General features: G+C 44.7%; 17 protein-coding genes. 2 read left to right on the top strand and 15 right to left on the bottom strand.

All coding sequences use genetic code 11. The features are described 5' to 3' along the window. Nucleotides 1-23 precede the first annotated feature (23 nt). From AC3WTJ_RS02790 to AC3WTJ_RS02770, 5 genes are all read right to left on the bottom strand, one after another. The gene (locus AC3WTJ_RS02790) at nucleotides 24-1,754 is read right to left on the bottom strand and encodes an ABC transporter permease (RefSeq protein ID WP_492520960.1); all 1,731 of its coding nucleotides are present in this window, start codon (nucleotides 1,752-1,754) and stop codon (nucleotides 24-26) included. Nucleotides 1,755-1,769: 15 nt separating this feature from the next. After that, nucleotides 1,770-2,852 carry an ABC transporter ATP-binding protein gene (locus tag AC3WTJ_RS02785; RefSeq protein ID WP_492520465.1) on the bottom strand — a complete coding sequence of 361 codons (1,083 nt, stop codon included), beginning with the start codon at nucleotides 2,850-2,852 and terminating at the stop codon, nucleotides 1,770-1,772. A 60-nt stretch (nucleotides 2,853-2,912) separates the two neighbouring features. Further along, on the bottom strand, nucleotides 2,913-4,043 hold the full coding sequence (locus tag AC3WTJ_RS02780; protein ID WP_492520464.1) for an extracellular solute-binding protein: 1,131 nt from the start codon (nucleotides 4,041-4,043) through the stop codon (nucleotides 2,913-2,915). Nucleotides 4,044-4,096: 53 nt separating this feature from the next. Continuing rightward, nucleotides 4,097-5,254 carry an ROK family protein gene (locus tag AC3WTJ_RS02775; protein WP_492520463.1) on the bottom strand — a complete coding sequence of 386 codons (1,158 nt, stop codon included), beginning with the start codon at nucleotides 5,252-5,254 and terminating at the stop codon, nucleotides 4,097-4,099. Nucleotides 5,255-5,538: 284 nt separating this feature from the next. After that, nucleotides 5,539-7,842 carry a glycoside hydrolase family 2 TIM barrel-domain containing protein gene (locus AC3WTJ_RS02770; RefSeq protein WP_492520462.1) on the bottom strand — a complete coding sequence of 768 codons (2,304 nt, stop codon included), beginning with the start codon at nucleotides 7,840-7,842 and terminating at the stop codon, nucleotides 5,539-5,541. A 126-nt stretch (nucleotides 7,843-7,968) separates the two neighbouring features. Here AC3WTJ_RS02770 and AC3WTJ_RS02765 point away from each other — a divergent pair, with 126 nt between their 5' ends. Next, on the top strand, nucleotides 7,969-8,802 hold the full coding sequence (locus tag AC3WTJ_RS02765; protein ID WP_492520461.1) for an AraC family transcriptional regulator: 834 nt from the start codon (nucleotides 7,969-7,971) through the stop codon (nucleotides 8,800-8,802). Between the two features lie 66 nt (nucleotides 8,803-8,868). Here the strand turns inward: AC3WTJ_RS02765 and AC3WTJ_RS02760 are convergent, their stop codons facing one another. Beyond that, nucleotides 8,869-9,702: an AraC family transcriptional regulator gene (locus AC3WTJ_RS02760; protein ID WP_492520460.1), complete on the bottom strand. Its 834-nt coding sequence runs from the start codon at nucleotides 9,700-9,702 to the stop codon at nucleotides 8,869-8,871. Nucleotides 9,703-9,851: 149 nt separating this feature from the next. Here AC3WTJ_RS02760 and AC3WTJ_RS02755 point away from each other — a divergent pair, with 149 nt between their 5' ends. Beyond that, on the top strand, nucleotides 9,852-10,988 hold the full coding sequence (locus tag AC3WTJ_RS02755) for a glycoside hydrolase family 88/105 protein (RefSeq protein WP_492520459.1): 1,137 nt from the start codon (nucleotides 9,852-9,854) through the stop codon (nucleotides 10,986-10,988). Between the two features lie 74 nt (nucleotides 10,989-11,062). Here the strand turns inward: AC3WTJ_RS02755 and AC3WTJ_RS02750 are convergent, their stop codons facing one another. The 9 genes from AC3WTJ_RS02750 to AC3WTJ_RS02710 form a co-directional block, all read right to left on the bottom strand. Then, nucleotides 11,063-11,911, bottom strand: a complete 849-nt coding sequence (locus AC3WTJ_RS02750) for a carbohydrate ABC transporter permease (protein ID WP_492520458.1) — start codon at nucleotides 11,909-11,911, stop codon at nucleotides 11,063-11,065. Between the two features lies 1 nt (nucleotide 11,912). After that, entirely contained in the window at nucleotides 11,913-12,818 is a 906-nt protein-coding gene (locus AC3WTJ_RS02745; RefSeq protein ID WP_492520457.1) for a carbohydrate ABC transporter permease, read from the bottom strand. A gap of 84 nt (nucleotides 12,819-12,902) precedes the next feature. Then, nucleotides 12,903-14,249 (bottom strand): ABC transporter substrate-binding protein, encoded by a 1,347-nt coding sequence (locus AC3WTJ_RS02740; RefSeq protein ID WP_492520456.1) that lies wholly within the window; start codon nucleotides 14,247-14,249, stop codon nucleotides 12,903-12,905. 181 nt (nucleotides 14,250-14,430) lie between these two features. After that, nucleotides 14,431-15,999: a response regulator transcription factor gene (locus AC3WTJ_RS02735; RefSeq protein ID WP_492520455.1), complete on the bottom strand. Its 1,569-nt coding sequence runs from the start codon at nucleotides 15,997-15,999 to the stop codon at nucleotides 14,431-14,433. Beyond that, complete coding sequence (locus AC3WTJ_RS02730; RefSeq protein WP_492520454.1) at nucleotides 15,992-17,746, bottom strand: cache domain-containing sensor histidine kinase; 1,755 nt, start codon at nucleotides 17,744-17,746, stop codon at nucleotides 15,992-15,994. Before AC3WTJ_RS02730 ends, AC3WTJ_RS02735 begins: the two co-directional genes overlap by 8 nt. Before the next feature lie 191 nt (nucleotides 17,747-17,937). Then, nucleotides 17,938-19,104, bottom strand: a complete 1,167-nt coding sequence (locus tag AC3WTJ_RS02725; RefSeq protein WP_492520453.1) for a response regulator — start codon at nucleotides 19,102-19,104, stop codon at nucleotides 17,938-17,940. Beyond that, on the bottom strand, nucleotides 19,101-20,765 hold the full coding sequence (locus tag AC3WTJ_RS02720) for a sensor histidine kinase (protein WP_492520452.1): 1,665 nt from the start codon (nucleotides 20,763-20,765) through the stop codon (nucleotides 19,101-19,103). The genes AC3WTJ_RS02725 and AC3WTJ_RS02720 overlap by 4 nt, the downstream gene beginning before the upstream one ends. Then, on the bottom strand, nucleotides 20,747-20,899 hold the full coding sequence (locus AC3WTJ_RS02715) for a hypothetical protein (protein ID WP_492520451.1): 153 nt from the start codon (nucleotides 20,897-20,899) through the stop codon (nucleotides 20,747-20,749). The genes AC3WTJ_RS02720 and AC3WTJ_RS02715 overlap by 19 nt, the downstream gene beginning before the upstream one ends. Before the next feature lie 188 nt (nucleotides 20,900-21,087). Then, nucleotides 21,088-23,366: S-layer homology domain-containing protein (locus AC3WTJ_RS02710; RefSeq protein WP_492520450.1), on the bottom strand; the 2,279-nt coding region annotated here is incomplete at its 5' end.

Here is a 23,366-nt window from a genome sequence, read left to right as displayed (position 1 = left end):
TGCTTGAAGATCATCACGGATCGTCAGAATGCGCTGCCCGCTTTATCCCCTGTCATCTTGCGCGAAATAAAAAGAACAATGATAATCAGGACGATCTGCAAAACGCCATATGCGCAAGCTGTGCCGAATTCGAAAGCGTACATTCTCTGAAATATTTCTACCGAGATGGGAACGGTACTTGTTTTAAAAAGCAAAATGGAGGCTACGAATTCGCCAATACCGTCCACGAACGCAAGCAGTGTCCCAGCCAGAATGCCGCTAAGCGCCATGGGGAAAACGACGCGCCGGAAGCTGTACCACCAGGTAGCACCCAAATTGCGTGCAGCCTCTTCCGTGGAGACGTCCATTTGTATCAAAGTAGCGGACGTCGAGCGGAAAACCAGAGGTAAATGACGGACAAAATAGGCGATAGGCAAAATCCAGAAGGTTCCTACCAATACTTGGTTAAAGCTGAATATGGACGGCGTACTGAATGCCGCTATCAGATTAATACCTACAACTGTACCTGGCAGCGCCCATGGAAGCATGATAAAAATGTCCATTAGCGACTTTCCTTTGAATTTCATACGAACCATCGCGTAAGCAGCCGCTACGCCAAATAGGAGATTGCCTAATGTGGCAATGGAGCTCATTTTGAAACTGTTCACTACCGGGCGCCACGTTTTGCTATTCGTAAAAAGCTCCACATAGTGCTTAAAGGTGTACTCTGGCGGTAAAATTTGCGTAGTCCATTTGCCATCTGCGGAAAAAGAGATAAGAATAATTACGAATATCGGCAGAAGCAGGACAATGACGCCGAGGAAGGAAAACAGCATCGCCAAATATCGGCCCCACATCGTTTTTACTTCCGTTCTGTGCACAGAGACGCCTTTACTCATATTTTGATAATTACGAAGACTCTGATACCAGCGCATTAGAATCAAAAACAGAATGGAGACGAACGATAAAATCGTCGACTGCGTCGCAGCCATATCCAGATTGCCATTTGTACGCGACAAGTAAATCTGCATCGTCATCGTCCGCTCTATTCCAAAGATGAGAGGTGCCGTATAAGAAGCCATAGAAACCATAAAAACCAATAGAGATGAAGCGATAATGGCCGGTGTCAGCATCGGAATAATAACTCGCCGCCAAATATATAATCTTCCGGCTCCAAGACTGGACGCCGCTTCCTCCAGCGATGGATCCAAACCTCTGATAGCGGACGAAGCTGTCATGTAGAAATACGTATACATTGTAAACGTATGGACTACGAGCACACCCCACACGCCTTTAAGCGAAAAAGGGACGTGATCCAGATGAAGCAGAAGTTTCAGGACGCGGGGAATGATCCCGCTCTCACTATATAAAAACGTAAAGGACAACACGCCAATTAACGGGGGTAAAGCCATCGGAACCATAACGAGCACGGCTAATATTTTCCGTCCCGGGAATTCATAACGCTCAAGCAAGAAAGCCATGGCAATACCGACGAGTGCGCACGTAATCACACTAAGAACCGATAAATAAATACTCGTCCATAGGGCTTCCAGGTTTGCAGTATGCTCCAAACTAAAGAACTTGGCGTAACTTTTCATCGAAAACTGCCCATCCACGAAGGCACTTTGTAGAAAGGTCTGGCATAAGGGAAATAGCACGTAAGCCAGTAATACAAGAAAAAGCGGTGCTACTAGCACATAAACGAAATTAGGTGAATGAATAATTGAACGTTTACGAGTGACAGGCTGCGTATAGGATTGTATGTCAGTTTTCATCATCGGATCCCTCGTTTACCCTAACAGGTATACGCTTTCTTTGGGAATATAGATAGATATTTCGTCCCCCCGCTGCTGGACCTGTGTTTTGTGGTTCACAAACATGGCTTTCAACGAAAGCTCGTGCACCTGAAGCAAATAATTAACGCTGATGCCCGTAAATTCTGAAATGATTACCTTACCGATCACGGTATTCGGTCGAAGCTGCTCCTCCGGCAGCGCTTCACGAACGGACTCAGGACGTATGGATACAGTCATTTTGGTCCCAACTGCCAATGTTGTGTTCGGTGAACAATTACGGGCTAAAGCCGTTAACACGAGGCTAGGGGCCACTCGGATTGCGACTTCTTCCCCACGGATCTCTTCAATTACGCCTTCCCACAAGTTCGACTCACCGATGAATGAAGCTACGAACCGATTAACCGGGTGGTGATATATTTCCTCGGGCGTCCCGATTTGCTGGACGATACCGCCGTGCATGACCATAATGCGGTCTGACATCGACATCGCTTCCGCTTGATCATGAGTAACGTAGATCGTAGTTATTCCAAGTTCCATCTGCAGACGCTTGATCTCTAAACGTGTTTCTTCCCTAAGCTTAGCGTCCAAGTTGGACAGGGGTTCATCCAAAAGTAATATCTTGGGTTCAATCACTAGGGCTCTTGCTAAAGCAACACGCTGCTGCTGTCCGCCTGACAATTGGTCAATTCGTCTGTGTCCAAAATTACCCAGGTGCACCTGTCTTAAGGCTCGCTCTACCTTCTCGGTGATTTCCGCTTTAGACTTTTTTCTAACCTCCAGGCCGAACGCTACATTTTCAAATACGGTTAAATGCGGAAAAAGCGCATAGTTCTGAAATACCATGCCTGTATTCCGTTTATTCGGAGGCAGGATTGTAACATCTTCATGCCCGAAGACAATGCGTCCTGCGCTCGGATAATAGAATCCGGCGATCATCCGAAGCGTCGTTGTTTTCCCGCATCCGCTCGGACCAAGAAAAGTGAAAAATTCTCCTGGTTTAATTCTGATATCTACGTTTTGGACACCTTTCACTTTACCGAACTCTTTGCTTACATGTTCCAAAGCTACATCAATCAAGCGGGCTACCTCCCTTGTTGTCATTGTGGCGGAGGGGGACCCTCCGCCATCCAAACTGATTTATTTGCCGCCCTTACCTCTGATGTTTTCGTCCCAGTACTGCATCCAATCTTTTTCCTTGCTAGCCATAACTGTCCAATCCAACTGCATAGGCTTTAATTCAACGCCCTTTAACCAAGCAGGAAGCGTGTCTTTGCTAATATCCGTTCTGGTAGGGATTTGGAATAGTTTCTCTGCTAATTCCACTCGCAACTTGGAATCAAATAGGAATTCATAAAACTTCTTGGCTGCGTCCATGTTTTTTGCACCTTTAACAATACCTACACCATCTACCAGAATCGGCGCACCGCTCTTCGGATAAATAAAATCAAATGGCTGCTTCTGCAATTCTTTCTGAATCATGATATCCTGCATGTTCCAAAGAGACAGCGTTCCTTCTTCACGCGCCAGCTTCAAATATAAGTTTGTAGGATCCTGCGCATATTCTTTCGTATTCGCATCCAGTTTTTTCAGCCAGTCGTAGCCTTTTTTCGGATCTGTAGCTCCACCTTCTTTAAACACCATCGCAGAGTAAATGGTTCTCATCGTACCCGAAGCGAGAACACCGCGAATGATGATTTTCCCCTTGTATTTAGCATCAAGCAGGTCATCCCAATCCTGAGGGGCATCTTCCTTTTTTAGCGCTTTAGAGTTGTACATAATAACCTCAGGAAGCAGCATTTCGCCGTACCAACGGTCCTTTGCATCCTTATAGAGCGCCGGTATGCTGTCGCCGAAGCTAGGTTTGAAGCTTTCAAGGAGTCCTTCGTCTGCCGCTGTCATAAGCGAGGATTGGGTTCCACCCCACCAGAAGTCTGCTTGCGGGTTAGCTTTCTCTCCACGGACACGTTCCATGATTTGCTGAGCGCCCATGGTCAGCACTTCAACATCAACATTTGGATTTTTCTCTTTAAACTTTGGAATAATCTCATCCACAACGTTTTTATCTCTAGCTGTGTAAATGACGAGTTTTTGCTTCTCTGAGGCCTTTGGAGTTTCGGCAGGTTTAGCCGATTCCGCCGGTTTATCCGGCTGCTTGGTTGCTTGCCCACCGCTAGGAGTCGCGCTCCCACACGCTGTAACCGCTGTCATAACAGTGCAAAGAAGCATGCCGGTAACCCATTTCGAAATGTTCCCCTTTAGCATTCTCATTGTTTAAATTCCTCCAGTAATTTATTTTTTGGTGATCCTTTATGTATGCTCGTTCATGAAAGGGCTTCCAAAACAATTTGAATAGCTCCAATTATTCCTGCTTTAATACCTAAGGCTGCAACTTTGACAGGCGGCACAAAGGGAACCCATTCCGATAGAAGCCCGTTTAACTTCTTTATCCCCTGTTCGCCGATGTTGACCATTTCTCCATTAATGATTAACAACTCTGGATCCAACACACTTATCATATTGACCATGCCATGTGCCCAGTGAACGTAAATGTCTTCCAAAAGCTGCTCCGCTGCTCGATTTCCGTCCTCTGATTGCCTCATAAGTTCGGTGATGACACTCGTATCTTCGTTCCAGCCCGTCAGAATCAGCCTTGCTTTTTCGATGATGCCAGAAACTGAATAATTTCTTTCGAATACGCCATATTCACCACGCCGAGTTCGTCCGACAGGCCCGATGATCATATAGCCGATCTCGCCGGCAGCTTCACGAAAGCCTCGATAAAATTGACCGTCAATAATAATTCCTGCACCGATTCCTGTACCTACATACATATGAACTTGATTACGAACACCAAAGCCAATCCCCTGATGAAACTCACCAATCGTCATTAAATTAACATCATTTTCGATGAATACCGGAATGCTTAATCTTTCTTCCATTTCTTGCTGAACAGGCAGCCCCATCCAACCTGTGCTTGGCGCATAACTAATCGTTCCGTCCGTGCGCTGCGTGATTCCCGGAAGTCCGATCCCAATGCCCAGAAGATGGTTTTTATCAAATCCACTTTGCTTCAGAAGGGCATCCACACCCACTTCCAGCGCACGGATTGCCGTCTCCCCGTTGGTCGGCTGAGATAAACGCGTCCCATAATTGAAGAGCAGTTCACCGCTAAGATCTGCTATGGACATATGGAGGGTGCTGCCCTCAAACACAGCGCCAATCACACCTTTAGCTTTAAAGTTGTACTCCAGTAAAATCGGCTTTCTTCCGCCTTTGGATTCACCGATGCCGACCTCATGGATGAGGCCTTCTCGTATCATTTCATCTACTAGAGAGGAAACACACGGACGACTCAATTCAGTAAGTTTAGCCAAATCCGCCCGGGAAACTCGCTTGTATTCTCTGAGCCGACTTATAAGCAATTGTCGATTCATTTGTTTAACTAGCTTGGTATTTCCAGTTTGACCGCGTCCAAGCACATTCTCACCCCCTTTGATAGTTAAGATGACTAACAAAGTGTCTTGATACAAATTCTAAGACTGGAGGGAATATTTGTCAATCCTATTTATGGATATATTTTCCTTCAATTTTCTACTTTTTTCTCCTTCCTAATCGTCCGATATGAATCGGAAGACCGGCTTCGTCTTCCAGAACTTTAACCTACTGGACAAAACAAAAAAGAGCTGCCGTCAGGCATACTCTTCCTGTCTTGTTCTATAGTTCGCATAATCGGCAGAGCGCAGCTCTGCAAAGACATCTGCCCTTAAACAACCTCAACGACCAACTGAGCAGCATACATACCTTCTGAGTATGCCGATAACACTACGCGCCCTGTTTCACCCGTTAATCGGATAACCGTACTCACACATCCACGGTACATGTGCATCCAGTTTCTATCGTAAGGCTCGCTTGAACACAGATCTCCATTGTCTACTGCGATAATCTCCGCCGGTCCGGTCACAGCGAAATTTACCTTTGAACTCTCGCGAAATACATGTGTGCCATCCGAATCTTTAGCTCGCACCGTGAATAATTTCTGATATCCTTCCGTGGCTTTCAGCGTAATGACTTCTGAATCAAATCCAAGTCTCACTGCAAGCCCGGCTGTTTGTAAACTATAGCTGCTCACCTCTTGACCGCTAATATAACCTTTGACTGTTATTGTTCCCGGCAGGTAGGGGAGATAACCTGTAATCATTCGGTTTGGATAGTCAGATGGCTTTTTTACATGAAACTGTTTACCATTCAAATCAATCGTAACTTCCTCACAATTCGTTGCGATCATATAAGGAATTACCGTTTTATTAAACTGCGGAAAGCTCCAGTGGCTCGCATATCTTGGAGCATCCCAATGCTCCTTCACGCCTTCATCTTGCAGAGAGTAGTCCATGACAGACAAGTAGACCATCGGTTTCTCTGACCAATAGCTTTCATATAGATACGAAATTGGCTTACGCTCATTATTTGTCGAGAACAACGAACCCGCCCATCCTTTGGCGGGGTACCCCATGGACTCGCCCAGATAATCAATGCCTGTCCATAACATGCCGCCTATAACATAATCATGTTTCTCCACATCCATCCATGGCACTTCATCGCTGAAATTCTGCATCTGATCGGGATGTCCCCGAAAGAATTGGTAAGTCTCCGTTCCCAGAATCAATTTATCGGGAATCGCCTCATGGATTAGCGGGTACCATTGCTCCTGATAGTTACAGCTGATGACATCCACAATCTCGGCAATTCTCCGGATCCGTTCCACTCTTTCATATTTATCATATATTTCTGTATCACTAACCTCATCGACAAACTGCTGAATATCCTTCACTTGAGATAAATCGACATGGCTTTCATATTTAAAATGAGGGTTCATCGCATAAGAAATCGGTCTCGTATCGTCGAGGGTGAGCAAGTGATCCTTCAGCATTTTTAATATTTTGAGCATGGACGCTTGCCCTTGATTTTCGACTTCGTTGCCTACGCCCCACATAAAGATGCACGGATGATTACGATCTCTTTTTACCATAGATTCCAAGTCCGATTGCCATTCCGTCTCAAAATATCTTCTATATGAACCCCCCGTCCATTTATCGAATGGCTCTTCATACACGAGCAAACCAAGTTCATCACAAATATCCAGTATTTCTGATGCCGGCATGTGGTGTGACGGACGAATGGCATTGCATCCCATGGCTTTGAATTTCATTAATCTTTCTTTCCAGATTTCTGTTGGAACGGCAACTCCGAGACACCCCGCATCTTGATGAATACAAAATCCTTTAATCTTAGTCATGCTGCCATTGACGGACATGCCTTTACCGGGAATCATTTGAATATCTCGGACACCGATCCGTAGACGGTAGGCATCCACAAGCCTATCCCCCTCAAAAAGAGATAATTCCAGATGATATAAATGCGGCTGATCCGGGCTCCAGAGCTTTACTTGAGGTATTTCAACTGAGATTGTTCCATCTTGCGATTCGCCAGTAAAATAAGTCGTTCCATCAGAAATATAGGCTTTCACTAAGGAGGAAACACCTGTCAAGATGGTCACAATCCCTTTATCTCCCCTAACGATGGATTTCACTTGAATCTCTTCCGGCTTGAGATGATGTTGATTCAATTCTAGCAGCTTAACATTTCGGTAGATGCCTGCCCCTGAGTACCATCTATCTGCCGGGAAAGAAGTGTTATCCACTTTAACCAGAATCAGATTGTCTCCTTCTTGAATGTTATCCGTAATATCCAGCGTAAATCTCGAATATCCGTATTTTCGTCCACCCACTTCTTTCCCGTTCACCCATACCGTGCTGTTCTCGTATACACCGTCAAATTGCAAATGATAGACGTGATCTTCCTTAATCTCGGCGATGGCAAGATTTCTTCTATACCAACCAATCCCCCATCTCTCTCTAAAACCTTGAGCTTCCCCTTGCTTCATTGTTCGGTTGATGGGAGCAGTAATTGCCCAATCGTGCGGAAGATGTACGGGCTCGAAATACTCATCCTTAGGTTCCTTCAATGTAAATTCCCAACCATCCATAATCAAGTTCTCTACTCGGCTCATTCTCATCCCATCCTCTCGTTGCTCAATCATATTTCATTTGTTATATTCATATTATAAAATTCAATTAAACCTCAAACAATCTAAGAATATTAAGTATTATATTAAAATATTAAGGTGGTATATCACTTGAAGAGACGCATACCAATCATTACAGAATCAGATAGATTACTGCCCTACTATCTAGTCGATGTAGGCTCGAACTGGAGTCAGGAACCTATTGTGCGTCCCGAAGGATATTTATATCAGTGGATCCAATGCATAGAGGGTGAAGGTGAGTTGCTGACGGAAGGCAGAACATATCGAGTAAAAGAAGGTATGGCTATGCTGCTGTTAAAAGGAACCCCTCATGAATATTACGCGATAACTCCTTCCTGGATCGTGGATTGGATCGTCTTCGACGGCCATCAAGTGGGGTCATTCTTGAGGCAGAACGCAGGCATTCAATCCTCTGGTGCCCTGTATGTACTTAGACCCGATATTCTTTTATCCAAAATTCAAAGTGCCTTAGGCATCCAACAATCGGACGGCAGTTTGAAAGGGATCCAATGTTCCAGCGTTATTTATTCCCTTTTGACCGACATCGTGCAATACACTTCTACTCACCCAAACAATAGTGCAACCCATATGAATAATAAACTTAAGCCACTTTTTGATTATATTGACCAACATTTTAATCATCCGCTCACTTTAGAAACAATGGCAGAGATTACGGAATTTACCCCGCAGCATTTATGTACCGTATTTAAGAAAACAACCAATGTAAGAATTTTTCAGTATATTAATTCCGTTCGAATAAAAAAGAGCAAGGAGCTTATGTTGCTGAACCCCTCTATGCAAGTCAAAGAAGTTGCCTTTTTATCAGGTTTTGAAGATGCCAACTATTTCAGTACCGTTTTTAAACATCTGGAACAAGTTAGTCCCAATCAATTTAGAAAACTCCAATTGAATACCCGAAATTAAGAAACCAGAGGTATGCACCTCTGGTAACTCATCTTCACGCTCCGTATAAAATTTCACCTCGCTATCCTAATTCTTTCTAAAGTATAGCGGCACATAACCTGTGACTAGTTTGAACACTCTGCCAAAATGCGTAACACTTCCGAAGCCTACCTTCTTGGCAATCAGGCTAACCTTCATATTGGATTGCTCCAGAAGCTTCTTTGCCTCCTTAATCCTGACACTGTTCAAATACTCCACAAACGTAAATCCAGTCGCTTCTTTGAAAAATCGGCTCAAATAATAAGGGCTCACATAAAACTTCTCTGCCAGCAAATGAAGTGACAGTTCCTGCGTATAATGATTGTTGATATATTTAACAACTTCCGAGATTCTTTCATGCATGGGGCTTGGTGATTCGGCCGGTTCCATGCTATTTTGTTTGACATATCGACAGCAAATGATGAGCAGCTGCAGCACTAGAATTTGCGCATACATTTCAAACCCAGGTTTCCTCTCCTGCATCTCTTGTATGATTCGTTGTGCAAGGTCCTCGATAACAAGCCGGTCCTGCAAAGAGCATTTTACGATAAGATATTCGTTCTCAAAAAGAGGCTGTAAAATATCCCGATAGGCCCCATTGACTGAAGCCATATAGGTTTCATGAATATTCACGATGAGCCGTTCATGCTTGGGCTTTTCCGTATTCGTAGTCCGATGCAGAATATTGGGAGAGATGATGATGACATCAGCCTCGTTAATTACCATCGTCCTGTCCTTAATAAAAAACTCCCTTTTACCAGACATTAAATAGAAGATCTCGAAGGTACTGTGAAAATGGCTGATCGGCATATTGTGACTTAGCGCTTTCCTGTGGGAAACCGAGAAGGTACCTTCTCGGTTTTCGAATTGAAGTTCTCCCATTCCTTGCCCACCTCTCCATCCATTTGTCATTTATTATACGCCACTGTGCATTTCTCGCAAGATATAGGTAGTTTTCGAACATCATCGCAAAAAATGTACATATTCCTCTGTTATGATTGCCTTACGTACAAGAAGGAGGAATGAACCAAATGAGTTCTTCAGAAGTTAATAGTCAAATCAGAATCACAGAACAAGAGACCAGATCTCCCATTGAGTGGGCGGAAAAAGCCTGCGAGGCGTTAATGTTCAAATTTGAGCCGGAATTACTTCCTCCAGACCGGTTCCATTATCATCAAGGTGTCTTTCTGTCCGGTATGGAGAAATGCTGGCGGGAAACCAATAATAATAAATACTATGATTATATCAAACGCTGGGTGGACAGCCAGATTCTCGCAGATGGCAGTATCAAGAAGTTCAACCCGGACGAACTGGATGATATTCAGCCTGGCGTGCTTCTTTTTAACCTATTCGAGCAAACCGGCGATGAACGATATAAAAAAGCCTTGCATACGCTTGTTCCCCTTATAAAATCATGGAAAACCAATCCGTCCGGCGGGTTCTGGCATAAGGAACATTACCCTAATCAAATGTGGTTAGACGGATTATATATGGCTGGACCCATTGCTGTGCAGTTCGGTCAGACATTTGGCGAAAGCGACTATTTCGACCTGATGACCTTCCAAGCGTTATTGATGGAAAGGCATACCAAAGATCCTAACACTGGCTTGCTGTATCATGGTTGGGATGAAACCAAAGCAGCGGCTTGGGCGGACCCGGATACCGGCCTCGCTCCCGAGTTCTGGGGAAGAGCCATTGGCTGGTACCCTGTCGCTCTGCTGGAAATGTTCGAATACCTCCCAGAAGATCATAAGGATAAAGCCGCGCTGACAGCCATTCTTCAGGATCTGCTCATCGCCTTGACGAAATATCAGGATGATGAAACTGGCTTATGGTATCAGGTTGTCGACAAAGGTGATCGAATAGATAATTGGTTGGAAAATTCCTGTACGTCCTTGTATGTTCATGCGATTGCCAAAGCCGTACGATTCGGTTATCTGGATCCTAAGTATTTGGCGTATGCCTGGAAAGGCTATCAAGGAGTCATTGATACACTGAAGTTCGATGAGAATGGCAACGTAATCATCGGTCAAATCTGCATTGGCACAGGGATCGGAGACTACGCCCACTATATCGCACGCCCTACCAGCGAGAACGATTTGCACGGAGCAGGTGCCTTTATTCTCATGTGTGTGGAAATGAGTCTCGCACAGAAAATGGAACTATAAACAAAGGAACCGTCATAGCGTTGACGGTTCCTTTGTTTTTCTAGAATTCACACTCCGTTTAACCCTTCAACTCGCTACCCTTTGAGCCCCGTCGTGCTTATTCCATCCACGATATATCTTTGAAAAATAAAAAATACGATAACAGGCGGAAGCAAAGATAGACTTGCCATAGCGAACATAGCGGACCAATCCGTCTGTGAGCTCGGGTCGGCAAACATGCGCAGCGCTACACTTACGGTGTACATTGATGGCTTTCCTAAATAAATCATAGCTTCGTAGAACTTATCCCAGGTCCAATAGAATTCAAAGATAGCCGATGTAACAAGTGCTGGTACAACCAAAGGAATGATAATTTTCAAGTAAATACCGAATCGGTTACAGCCATCAATTTTCGCGGACTCGTCGAGTTCATACGGAATCGTTCGAATAAACTGCATGATGAGGAAAATAAAGAACGCACTCCCGAAAAAGGAAGGCACGACTAAGGGAAGTATCGTGTTAATCCAATGTATTTTATAAAAAATGATATATTGCGGGATCAAAACAATTTGCGAGGGAAGCAGCATCGTCACCATCACGGTTGCAAACCAAAACCCTTTAAACCGGAATTTAATTCTTGCGAAGCCATATGCAATCAATGAACAAGACAATAGAGTACCTAACGTAGACAATAGAACAATAACGACCGTATTCGTAAAAAAGGTGGTGAAAGAAATTCCCGCAAATCCTTTCCAACCACGGGCATAATTAGAGAAGTTCCAAACTTGCGGCATCAAGGAATGCGATTCTGCGAAAACTCTAGCGCTTTCTTTAAAGGAGCTAGCTATCATCCAAATAACGGGATACAACGACAGTACAGCAATGAGAACGCACAAGATCTGGAAACTTATCTTAGGCAGTAACGATTTCCAAGTTGTTGTCATTTCATTCACCCTTTGATTCATAATGAACCCACGAATTTGACGTCTTAAATACGATGGCTGTCAGGACTGCAACAATGACTAGCAGAATGCAGGACAAGGCAGCGGCATAACCCATTTCAAACAATTCGAACCCTCTTCGATATACATACAGTTGGTAAAATAACGTTTTATCCAAAGGACCCCCGCCTGTAATAATTAAACCTTGTGTAAACGTCATAAAACCACCGATAATTTGCATGATTAAATTGAAGAAGAGAATCGGACTGAGCAGCGGTAAGGTAATACGGATGAATCTTTGCCAGCCGTTCGCCCCATCCACGACAGCAGCTTCATAATAGGAAGCTGGAATGTTTTTTAGGCCAGCCAGAAAAATAACCATCGGAGATCCAAATTGCCACATGCTTAGCAGTATGATTGAACCTAAGGCGGTACTCGGGTCCCCAACCCAAGAAATATCAGGGGCTTTACCGAACAGATAACCAATGAATGAATTGACGGCACCCTCTCTAGAAAACAATAATCTCCACATAACGGCAACAGCAACACTCCCACCGATAATAGAAGGTATGTAGAACACTGTGCGATAAACTCCTACAAGTCGATACTTCGTATTTAACAGCAAAGCTATTGCGAGTGCAACGATCAAGCGAGCAGGAATGGCAATAAGTACGTAAATGAAAGTAACTTTCAAGGATTGTATAAATTTAGGGTCATTCGTTAGAATTTCAACATAATTGTCTAATCCCAACCACTTTGGGGAAGATAACAAGTCATATTTCGTAAACGAAAAGTAAACCAAACAAATCAAAGGAACCAATGTAAAAGCTAAAAACCCGACCATCCACGGCATAATAAATAGATAGCCTGCCCCATTTTCAAACTCCGAACGCACAGCTGTTTTTCTCACTTCTCGTCACCTCATCCGTATTAAAAAAAGGCAGCCGTTAAGCTAGCCTTTTTGGGTATGTCTTATATGCGCAAGTCCGACTTCCTATTTTTTATTCTTATCCAAAATTTTAAGTGATTCGCTCTTCAATGTCGCATAAGCCTGCTCAGGAGTTGTCTTGTTATACAGGATTTGCTGTTCCAAATCCAGCATAAGTTTCTCAATCTCCGTAGAACCAGCAGGCGGCTGAGGATCCATGGGTGAGCTCGCTTTGGCAACCTGATCAATATAAGCAGCCGTTACCTTTTGCTCTGGTGTAAATCCATCCTTAATACCGTCCCTTACTTTTCCGGCAACCGGCATGCCTCTCTCCGCATTGAGTACTTTATTAGCCTCTACATTATTAACGAAGTAGCTGATGAATTTTGCCGCTTCTTCTTTATTTGTTGAGTTAACCGGAATTGAAAAATGATTACCTGGTCGCAAATCCATTGCTTTGGTTGCGTTAGGCCCTGGAAGAGGAATAAGCTTTAGTTCCTTTCCGGCTGCCTTGGAAATGCTTTCAAACTGATTAGTATAGATAACATTGACAGCAGATTTCTTCTTGGCAATATTGGACTCTTCAGGCGACTTGATCGAAAGGATGACATCGATCGGCGGGATCAGTCCCTCTTTACTCCAATTCTTTTTCATCGTATAGAAGTCTACATACGTTTTTTCATCAAAACCGATCCCCGTTTTGTCTGCGTATTGAACCTGCCCCATCTGCCGAGCATAATAGGGGAACATGAAGTTTTCACCAAAAAGGTCGTCAGCGCCGTATGTCCCTGTAACCGCCTTCAACTTCACCAAATCTTTCCCAAGATCTTCCCATGTCGCATAGCCGTTCGTCGGAATCGTCAATCCTGCTTTCTGATAAGCCTCTGGATCTACAACCATGGCTTTGGCATTCACACCTAGAGGTATACCATACAGCTTCCCTCCAAGCTTTCCACTTGATAATGCACTCTCACTTATATCACTAACATCGATAAGTTTATTTGCCACCAGATCATCAAGAGGTGCAATTAAATTTTTGTCCATGAATTGCTGCGTGTCAGCAGAACCTACATAATATTGCAGCACATCCGGCATATTGTTGGTTGCAGCCTGAAGGGTAACTTTCTGCCAATAGCCGTCAAATCCCTGAAATTCAGGTTGGAAAGAAATATTGGGATTGTCTTTTTTATACATGTCTAACACTTTATTGGTTGCATCGTGTCTTGGCTGAGAACCCCACCACAGCACGCGCAAAGTGCTTGCTTTCATACTTGCCGTTTGGCTCGGCGAGTTTGATGTTGTTCCTGCAGTTGCTGTAGCCGTATCTGTATTTTTCGTTCCGCTAGAGCAACCTGTTAGTGCCATCGTAACGGCTAAACTTGCCACTATCGGCGTTATCGCTTTATATTTCATCTCCATAAACCCTCCTGTCATATCCATTCCTGTGGGAAAATATGTGATCGATAACCAATGGTTATTTTCGGGCCCTGAGAATACCACTCGTCTTGCTATCATCGTACCTCTGCGAGGCTTTGGGAACAATGCAATAACTCGATGACCTCTATGCAAAAATTCGACTTTTTACATGACCAGGCTACTTGCTTGAGCCTTCATCGAAATTCCGTTTATACTCGGAAGGCGTGAATCCCGTATATTTTTTAAATACTTTACTGAAATACTGCGTGTCTTCTCTGAAGCCGGTTAATCGGGAGATTTCGTATATTTTCAAATCTCCCGCTTGTACAATCAAACGGATGGCCTGATCCATTCTTCGTTCCAGGACATACTGCGAGAATTTAACACCGGTTTCTTTCGAAAATAATCTTCCTAAATAGTCCACGTTCATATACAGAAGCTCTTTCCCAATCCACGTTAAAGATAACTCCGGGTTTCCGATATGTTCATCGACGATTCGTAGGACAGTCGAGATCATCTTATTCTGATTGCTGGACGATTCTTGATAATTGGAGCTAGCTACTTCTTCAGATACCGAACTCAGAAATGCAAATGTCCCGTGCAAGGTATCTAATTCTTGAAATTTAACGACTTGAAACATCTTCTCGGAGGTCGGTGGGTTAAGTCCTTGGCGAATAACAATCATGTACAATTCCATACAGTGAGATTTCACCTCGTTGATCTCCATCCGATGATTTTCGAAGATATGGAAGAGAGATTGGAGTCTCTGAGTGACATCCTTCACATCTCCCGCCTTGACGGAAGAGGCAATTGCTTCGAAAAGCGCGTTGAAATCAACCCGCCAAGTAACTTTTGAAGTAACGTGAACATCATCACGGGTGAGAATACATCCTTCCGTAAAGTAGAATCGATACCGAAGTACGTCATGTACCTCTTTATACATACTACGAATATCTTTGAAGCCCCCGATTCCGCTAACACCCATAAACAGTTCTAATTTGTAATAGGACTTATAGATATCTCTAACTTGATTTACAACATCGGCTAGCTCGTTAAAGTCCATAGATTGTACTAATAAAAGTACACAGTCTTCAACAACCGTACTTAAGTAAAGCTTCTCCGGCGTAAACAAATCTTCGGCAATGTTTTTCAAAGCAAACTTTTCCAAATAACCGCAGCTCTCCCCAAACTGAACAAGAACAAGCTGAAACGATTGAACGTTGATATGAAACATCGCCATAAACTCTTCGAAGTCTCGCTGATTATAAGTGCCAGTAAGCGCAATATCTCTTAAAAACTGTTCCTTTACATGAGGGAGTACCCGATTAAAATTGCTGTTTAGCTTCGTGAAGAATTCCCGCTCCGTACTCCTACTAATCATTTCCCGTTTAATTTCGCTCAACACCTCGATGATTTGAACCTCATTACATGGTTTAAGTAGGTAATGCTTAATCCCATAACGCATGGCTTCGCTCATATATTCGTACTCGTCGTATCCGGAAAGCACAACAAATACCGTATCATTTCTTTTTCCCTTAATCTTGCCAATAAGTTCAAGACCACTCATGATCGGCATTTTTATATCGGTGATTACAATATCCGGCAGCTCCTTGTCCACCCAATCCAAAGCTTCAAATCCGTTCTTCGCGGCTCCAATTAGCTGCAATCCGTGCTCATGCCAGTTCACTAAACTTGCTATACTGTCTCTTGATAGCTTCTCATCGTCTACTAATAGAACTTTATACATCTGTTACACGCTCCTTCGGAAACTTAATCGTAACCTGTGTGCCCTGCCCTGACGTACTGCTGAAAAAAAGCCCCGCCGACTCCCCGAACATGAGTTGCAGGCGCTCGTGAATATTTTTGAGTCCAATCCCCGTTCCTTTCGATGGCATTTCAAATTTCCTCAATAATTCTAGGGCTGTTTCGTTCATGCCAGGACCATTATCTGTAACACAGATTTCAATCCGTTCATCCAATTGAACAGCTGTAACCGTAATCGTGCAGTCTCCTAGCATATTTTCCAATCCGTGTTTAATCGCATTCTCAACAATGGGCTGAAGGGACATTTTGGGGATTCGGTACTGATAGAAGCTCTCATCGATATCGAGTACAAACTGCAATTCGTTTTCAAATCTTACCTTTTGAATGTTCATATAATCTTGCAGCAAGCCAATCTCTTCGCCAACGGTAATAACTTGCCCATTATTGTTAATGGCGTTACGGAGCAGTCTGCTGAGCGATTCCACCATGCTAGAGATCGCCGATTGTCCGTTTACCCTCGCCATCCAATTGATTGAGGTCAGTGTGTTGTACAAGAAATGAGGATTAATTTGTGCTTGTAAAGCTCTGAATTCTGTATCCTTCAACATAATTTGCCGGCTGTAGTTTTCTTCGATCAGAGCATCGATTCTTTGGATCATAATGAAAAACCGTTTCTGCAAATAACCAACTTCATCCGAGCGGTCAAACTCTGGCGAATGAGTGACAATCATTCCGAAATCGCCTTTTTCCGCGTGCCTCATCTGTTGCGTCAAGAGTTCAATGGGTTTCGTTATTCCTCTGGCGAAGCGGTAACTAATTGCAATTACAAGCATGCATAAGAGAAGTACGACCACTAGAAGGGCGAATCGCAAATCATTTTTCTTTTTAAAAATATCGTTATAAGATAAGACACTGTAATAGGTCCAACCTGTTTCTCGGGAAGTCGTATAGGCAATGAAAGAGCTTACCCCGCCTATCTTCTGAATCGTATACCCTTGCTTGTTGTCGCGCATATCAACTTGAGGCTCAAAACCCTGACCAGGTGTATAAATAGGCTGATTGCCTTTCCAGATATAAAGTAATCCACTATCTTTGGTTATAATTTGATGCTGCTGGACGACAGACTGCAAATTCACTTGAAAAATAAGCGTACCCAGCGGTTCCAACAAATTCGGACCTGTGGAACGTATTTCTCTGGCCGCTAATAAGTAAGGATGTGCGGCATCCGGATCCACCCAAACGTTGCCTCCTTTTGCTTGTCTCGCTTTCATCATAACCTCTTGTTGTTTGCTTTCCTCCGGCATCTGCGCACTCTGGCCAATCAATAAACTATAACCAGCATCATTCATAAATTGAATGGATGAAATATGTTTCTCGGTCAGCATATAGACAAAAATTTTATTTTTAAAATCGGTTAATGCTTGTGCACGATCATATTCATTGGTCATACCTTTTACCTTGGCAAGCTGATCTTGAATGCGAGGATCTGTTGCAATGGTAAGCGACAGCTTTTCAATATTGCTGACCTCATTCTCTATATCACCGATCGAGTTGTTGATCGTTTGCGCGGATTGCCCATATAACATGTCATCATAAGCATGGAAAATGAACTGCAAGCAGGATATGACAACGATGCAAAAAAATATAATTAAGAGCATCATGACGACGATTAACTTGTGCTTAATCTTCATATCCCGGAAGGATAGCCGTCGAAATCGGTCAGTAAACACGGTGCCAACTCCTTTAGGATGAGTACAAAGAGACACTGACCACAATATCGTCAGTGCCTCTTCTTAGATTATCCCATTATGAACCCAAATCCTATAGAAAAATTCGGTTATTATTATGTAATTATCAGACCTTTACACATTTTAATCATGCAAAATATGTAGAACCCCAAAAAACCAAAAACCGCGACGCCTCAAGGCTTCGCGGTTTTTGGCTTCTTATCTGTGATTGCACGAACTAACGAACTGTATAGAACGGTCAACTCATCAGAAGGGCGAATACCTAGCTCTTGATGAAGCAGCCGAACATAATCTGTATACAGCACGGTCAATCCCTTTTTGTCCCCCGCCATTTCGCATATGATCATCAAATGGTGGATAACCGACTCATCTAACGGATTGTACTCTTTAAGCTTTAGTAATAACTTTGAAGCCGAGCCTGTATCTCCCGACGAAATCAGTACGGCGACAAGGCGTTTGACGAATGAAGTGTACATTTGATGATAACGTTCCGTTTCGTGAATAGCCCATACATACGCTTTATCGCCAAACAAATCACCTGTATAAAGCCGTTCAACGCTTAGAGCAATTTCCACTTGGCTGGCATCGATCGTTTGCAGTTCATTCGCTTTCATTTCGAACTCTACATAATCAATATCTGCGTCCTTCCACTCAAGTGCATAGCCATCGTTCTCAGAACGTATGACCTCGCGCATACCAAGCTGTTCCAGCGACTTGCGCAGTTGGTACACGGTTGTATTCAAATAGCTCTCCGCACCTGCTTGCTCCACACCGCCAAAAATATCCGTAACCAACTTAGAACGTGGAATACGTCTACCTCGGTAAAGCAGGAGATAGGCAAATAGCTCTGCGCATTTTCGCGAGATCCACTTCACTCGGCCCGTTTCATTGCTTACAACAACGTCTCCAAGCACTGTAATAACAATCGCTTTTCTTTCCTGCGCCGCTGGTACCTGGATCGTTGGCGGATGAAAAGCCCGCCAGTTCTGAAGCGCACGGTGCACGGTTCGCTGCAGTCTCTCTTGGGAAACCGGCTTAACCAAATAATCAATCACTGAAAGATCATAAGCTTCTAGGGCAAAATCCTTGTGAGAGGTGACGAACACAATTTGAACAGGAGATCCAGCGTTTCCTAACCTTGCGGCGAATTCCAGCCCATTCTCACCTTTCATGGAGATATCAACGAATGCGAGGCCGATATCTGTATTTTCTTGTAAAAAGAGGGCAGCAGATTTCGCATCCGCGAAGGCGCCAACAACATGAACCTCTGGCAGCTTATGCAGCATTTTGCTCAAAATTAAATGCATGGTCGCGTCATCGTCTACCAAAATAACTTTCATGCCTCTTCGCCTTCCTTCCGATAGTCTATTACACCCATCCCGCCTCTTGAACTGTGTAAAGGTAAAGTAAAATAAACCGTCGTTCCCACTCCAGGCACGCTGTCAAACCACAGATTCCCTCCATGAATCGCAATAAATTCACGAGTTAACATAAGCCCAAATCTAGCATGCCCTGCACCTTGTTCAGGGTCCGGCACTTTGATAAATGTATCGTCACGGCTCAGCATGTCCGCGGTCTCTTCGTCCATTCCTTCTCCATTATCGCTTATAGTCACAACAATCCTATCCTTGTCCAGATCAGCTCCAACTTCAATCCATCCACCAATGCCCGTAAACTTGATTGCATTCGATAGCAAGTTCCGCAGAATGAGATCCAGCATCTCTTTATCCGCGCTAACTGTAAATTGCTCGTCCATTTGCTCTCTCAGCACAATATGCTTCATTCCTGCCTTCGACTCTGCTAGTAACAAGGCTTGACGAACGACTTGCTGTAAATTCCAGCCTAGCGGTCGAAACACGACATTCCCTTTCTGGTTGCGATACCAGTCGAGCAAATTCTCCACAAGATAAAACGTGTTCTGTACTTGTCCTTGGAGTACTCCGAACAATTCGGCATGCTCATTGTTATCCGCAGCAAGCTCTTCACCAAGCAGTTCGGTTATACTGACCAAATGCGCGATCGGATCACGAACGTCGTGTGCCACAACCGTAAACATCTTGTCCTTAAACGCATTTAATTCCAAAAGCTGGTTCGCACTCTCACGCAGCCTTGCCTCGTTTTCTTTCAACTCCGTGATATCATTAAACAGGATCATTTTTCCAATGGGCGTGCCTGAATCATAGATGAACGATACACTGCATTGATAATAGTTATTTTTATGGCCATCAGCTTGGGATCTGTAGAACGAGAACCGCTCGTTTCCGTGATGAGAGTCAAGAATGGGGTGAATCAATTCAGGATTCGATGAGAGAACCTCCCCGACATAGGCAGGGTAATGTTTCGTCCATGTGAGTTCCGGTAAGACGCCTTCGGCCGCTTTGTTGTAACTGACAATTTGATCCTTGTAATCGAGCAGAATAACACCATCGCGGATGGTGTCGAACACTTGAGTCAACGCAAGCGGTGTAAATCGGAGCAAATTGAATCGCAGAATTCCCCAGGCATAGACGATCCCAGACACTGCGAACCCGAAAGGCGTCAAATCGACCACCATTCCAAACCACAAGGTAATATTGAACAGTAGGGGCACTGCGGCTCCCATGGTCAGTATGATAATTTGCTTGCGAACGATTCTTGAAGACCGCCAATACATCGGGATAAACAGAAAAAATCCACACAATAATACGAAGTAATTATACAGCGTATGTGCTTTATACCATGGCCCTTTAACTGTTATATACAACGGAAATGAAGTAGATTCATTGAAGATATATTGCTCATAAAAAAGGTGATGCCACTCATTGGTCAAATGGGAAAAAAAGACCCCTACAGGGATTACGAATAGGGCCGCCGCAAGGCGTTTTCGGTAACGCGAAGCCGTCCCAGAGAATTGGATGACCTGGAAGAGCCAAAGCGTCGTGACGAATGGAATGCCCACATATTCAATTTGAAGCGAAAGCTTAACTTCGTATAAGTTGCGGCTTAACCAGTTGCGTACCAAGCCGCTCCTGTCATAATCAGAATCATCGTTCTAGCGACTGGTAAATGCCGTTGCTGATAGGACAAAAACGCAACGTATATCATGAATCCCGCTGCCAAAAAAAGCAGTACGGACAACCATTGAACTGTGCTCACTACAGCGTCTCTCCTCACTATGGAACTGCCATGCGGGTCAGCCCTAAGTAAACCTCCTTTTCAATATACATGCTTATTCATCGAGTATCTACCCTTCTCCCTTAACATTTCGTCGACTAGCAGACTTAAGAACTTGAGGATATAAAATAAAAAAGCCGCATCCGATGCGACTTTTTCTGTAACCATATTTATTTAACAAAATGTACATACTGCAGGAACCTTTTCAGTATAACTGCTGCCTGTGCCCTCGTTGCATACTCCGTCGGGGCAAAACGCCCGTCTTCCATCCCATTCATAATGCCGACTTCCGAAGCTCGGACTGCCGCTTCTTGCGCCCATGAAGAAATGGATTCTCGATCCGTGAAAACATGTTGGCTGCCGCCCTTTTGCCCTTGCCCTTCGCTGCCAGTTCCATGGCTGGTCAAGGCTAAGGCGCTCGCGATCACAACGGCCATTTCTTCGCGGGTAATCGGGGCATTGGGTGCAAAAAGGCCGGCACCGACGCCGCTAACCAAGCCACTAGCCACTGCCGTATCTACTGCAGATGCATACCATGCAGATGCCGGGACATCCGCAAAACGGGCACTGCCTCCGCTCTCCTTCATGGATAGCCCTAGCCCGCGAACGAGCAAAGCTGAGAATTCCGCTCGTGTGATGGTTCCCTCTGGCGCGAAACGGTCGGCCGCCACTCCGTTCGCCAACAATTTGGACGCCAGATACTCGACATCCGCTTTCGCCCAATGTCCGTTTAAGTCGGCGAACGTTCGTGCTTGCACATCTACAACTGTGTATACACTGTTATGTGGCACTTTCAAAATCGCTTCTGTTCTGCCATCTGGACCGGTTTCCAGCTGTGAGGGAACAAAAACGACGGTGCCGTTTGCCGGGATATACTGAACGGCAACCAGGTTACGGTTCATGTTCTCTCGGTCTAACTTTATGGTCCGAATCGTGTACGATCCGCCAAAGTCATGCACCTCCAACGTTTGCCCTTTTGCTTCTGCCGTCACCTGGTAATCAATGACGTCGGCAAAAACAGTAAAACCTTGGGAAACGCCGATCCGATTAATCTCTTGTCGAACATTCTCGCCGGCCTGCGCCTGTAGGATGTTCACGTTCATATCCGATACTTCCGTGTTGAGACGCTCCGCCAAGCCGGTCAGATCGATACCGCTTAACCGCAATTGATAACTGGAGTCGTTCAGCCTCACCTCGATAACTGCATTAGGATAAGCTTGGGCCATATGCGCAATCCAGTCAGCCGGAAACTGTGTTTGTACCGATTGCTCCCGATTTCCAATTTTAATGCTGACAAACGGTTCCTTCGCATCTTTCAAGAGTTCCAGTACCCTCTCCCTCGTCCGTTCGGAGAGGACGATCTGTTCGACCACCGTGCCGTCCGAACGCGTAATCTTTTTGATGTCGGAAGGATCGACAAGAGCGGTAATCCCGCCGTTCATATTTATCTTTACGGTCGTCCCAGTCGTCACAGCCGTCCCTAATGTCATAGGTCCATCGCCATTATCCGATGAAGACGGGATTGAGATCCCAGTAACAGTGATGGTTTTCACTGTTTCATTACCTGCTTTATCTAGGGCATATACGGTATAGTCGCCGTTGGCCGTAATCGTGAATTGAGATGCAGCCAAAATATCGGTTCCTTTCGTTCCCCTAGCAAAATCAGCCTCGTTGAGGCTTCCAGGCAGCCAACGGAGCTCTGTCAGCGTATTTCCCGCAGTCACGCCGTACACACTTGCGGTTACGTTGATCGCGTTACTTGCCGAACCGTTCAATGCAGCCGTCAGGGCAACATCGGGCGGTATCGCTACGATACGTATTCCACTCGCGTCTGGTGCTACGTAATTCAGCGAAGCCGCAAGTCCGTTGGAGGTGCGAACAATGCTTGCACCGTTCGGGAGGTCCAATGAAGCGGCAACTTTTATTCCGTCAACATCTGCGAGCCCTGCCGGAATTTCATATTCGAAAGTAAGTTTTGTCAATGCTGTGCCGCGCTCTCCTGTATACGGGGCATATACCATCTGATATACCGTCTGAGTGACGGAATCATCTCCAATCATGATTGGAACGGCGGGTGTCCCACTCACGGTTACTTCGTATCCGTAAAATACCGTAAAGCGAAGCGCGCCGTTTGTTCCATACAAATCATTAGCCGATGCGGTTAACACCACTCCCACCCAAGAGGCTTCAAATGCCGCCATAGCTTCGTTCAAACTGACAGTGGCTTCATCTAATCGAGTCTGAGATTGATTCTTCGCATCGTCGGCAATAGCCTGCGCCGCATCTATCGCGGTCTGCAAGGTAGCGCGGTCTTTTGCCGAAGTTTGCCCTACATCCGTGCCTTCCGGATGATCCGTCAACGCCTGCTGCGCAGTAGTAATCGCCGCGCCCAGCGCCGTCGGAATGCCCGCTTGGATAACAGCGGCATTAAACACTTGAACCGCCGAGT

Source organism: Paenibacillus sp. FW101-FHT12H11, assembly GCF_058790355.1.
The sequence above is the reverse complement of the archived record's forward strand: the minus strand, read 5'-3'. Positions and strand labels throughout refer to the sequence as shown.

Bases quoted from the DNA above. Each gene is read 5' to 3' on its own strand.
- AC3WTJ_RS02770 (WP_492520462.1), bottom strand. From the start codon at position 7,842: ATGAGCCGAGTAGAGAACTTGATTATGGATGGTTGGGAATTTACATTG.
- AC3WTJ_RS02755 (WP_492520459.1), top strand. From the start codon at position 9,852: ATGAGTTCTTCAGAAGTTAATAGTCAAATCAGAATCACAGAACAAGAG.
- AC3WTJ_RS02735 (WP_492520455.1), bottom strand. From the start codon at position 15,999: ATGTATAAAGTTCTATTAGTAGACGATGAGAAGCTATCAAGAGACAGT.
- AC3WTJ_RS02790 (WP_492520960.1), bottom strand. From the start codon at position 1,754: ATGAAAACTGACATACAATCCTATACGCAGCCTGTCACTCGTAAACGT.
- AC3WTJ_RS02725 (WP_492520453.1), bottom strand. From the start codon at position 19,104: ATGAAAGTTATTTTGGTAGACGATGACGCGACCATGCATTTAATTTTG.
- AC3WTJ_RS02740 (WP_492520456.1), bottom strand. From the start codon at position 14,249: ATGAAATATAAAGCGATAACGCCGATAGTGGCAAGTTTAGCCGTTACG.
- AC3WTJ_RS02760 (WP_492520460.1), bottom strand. From the start codon at position 9,702: ATGGGAGAACTTCAATTCGAAAACCGAGAAGGTACCTTCTCGGTTTCC.
- AC3WTJ_RS02780 (WP_492520464.1), bottom strand. From the start codon at position 4,043: ATGAGAATGCTAAAGGGGAACATTTCGAAATGGGTTACCGGCATGCTT.
- AC3WTJ_RS02750 (WP_492520458.1), bottom strand. From the start codon at position 11,911: ATGACAACAACTTGGAAATCGTTACTGCCTAAGATAAGTTTCCAGATC.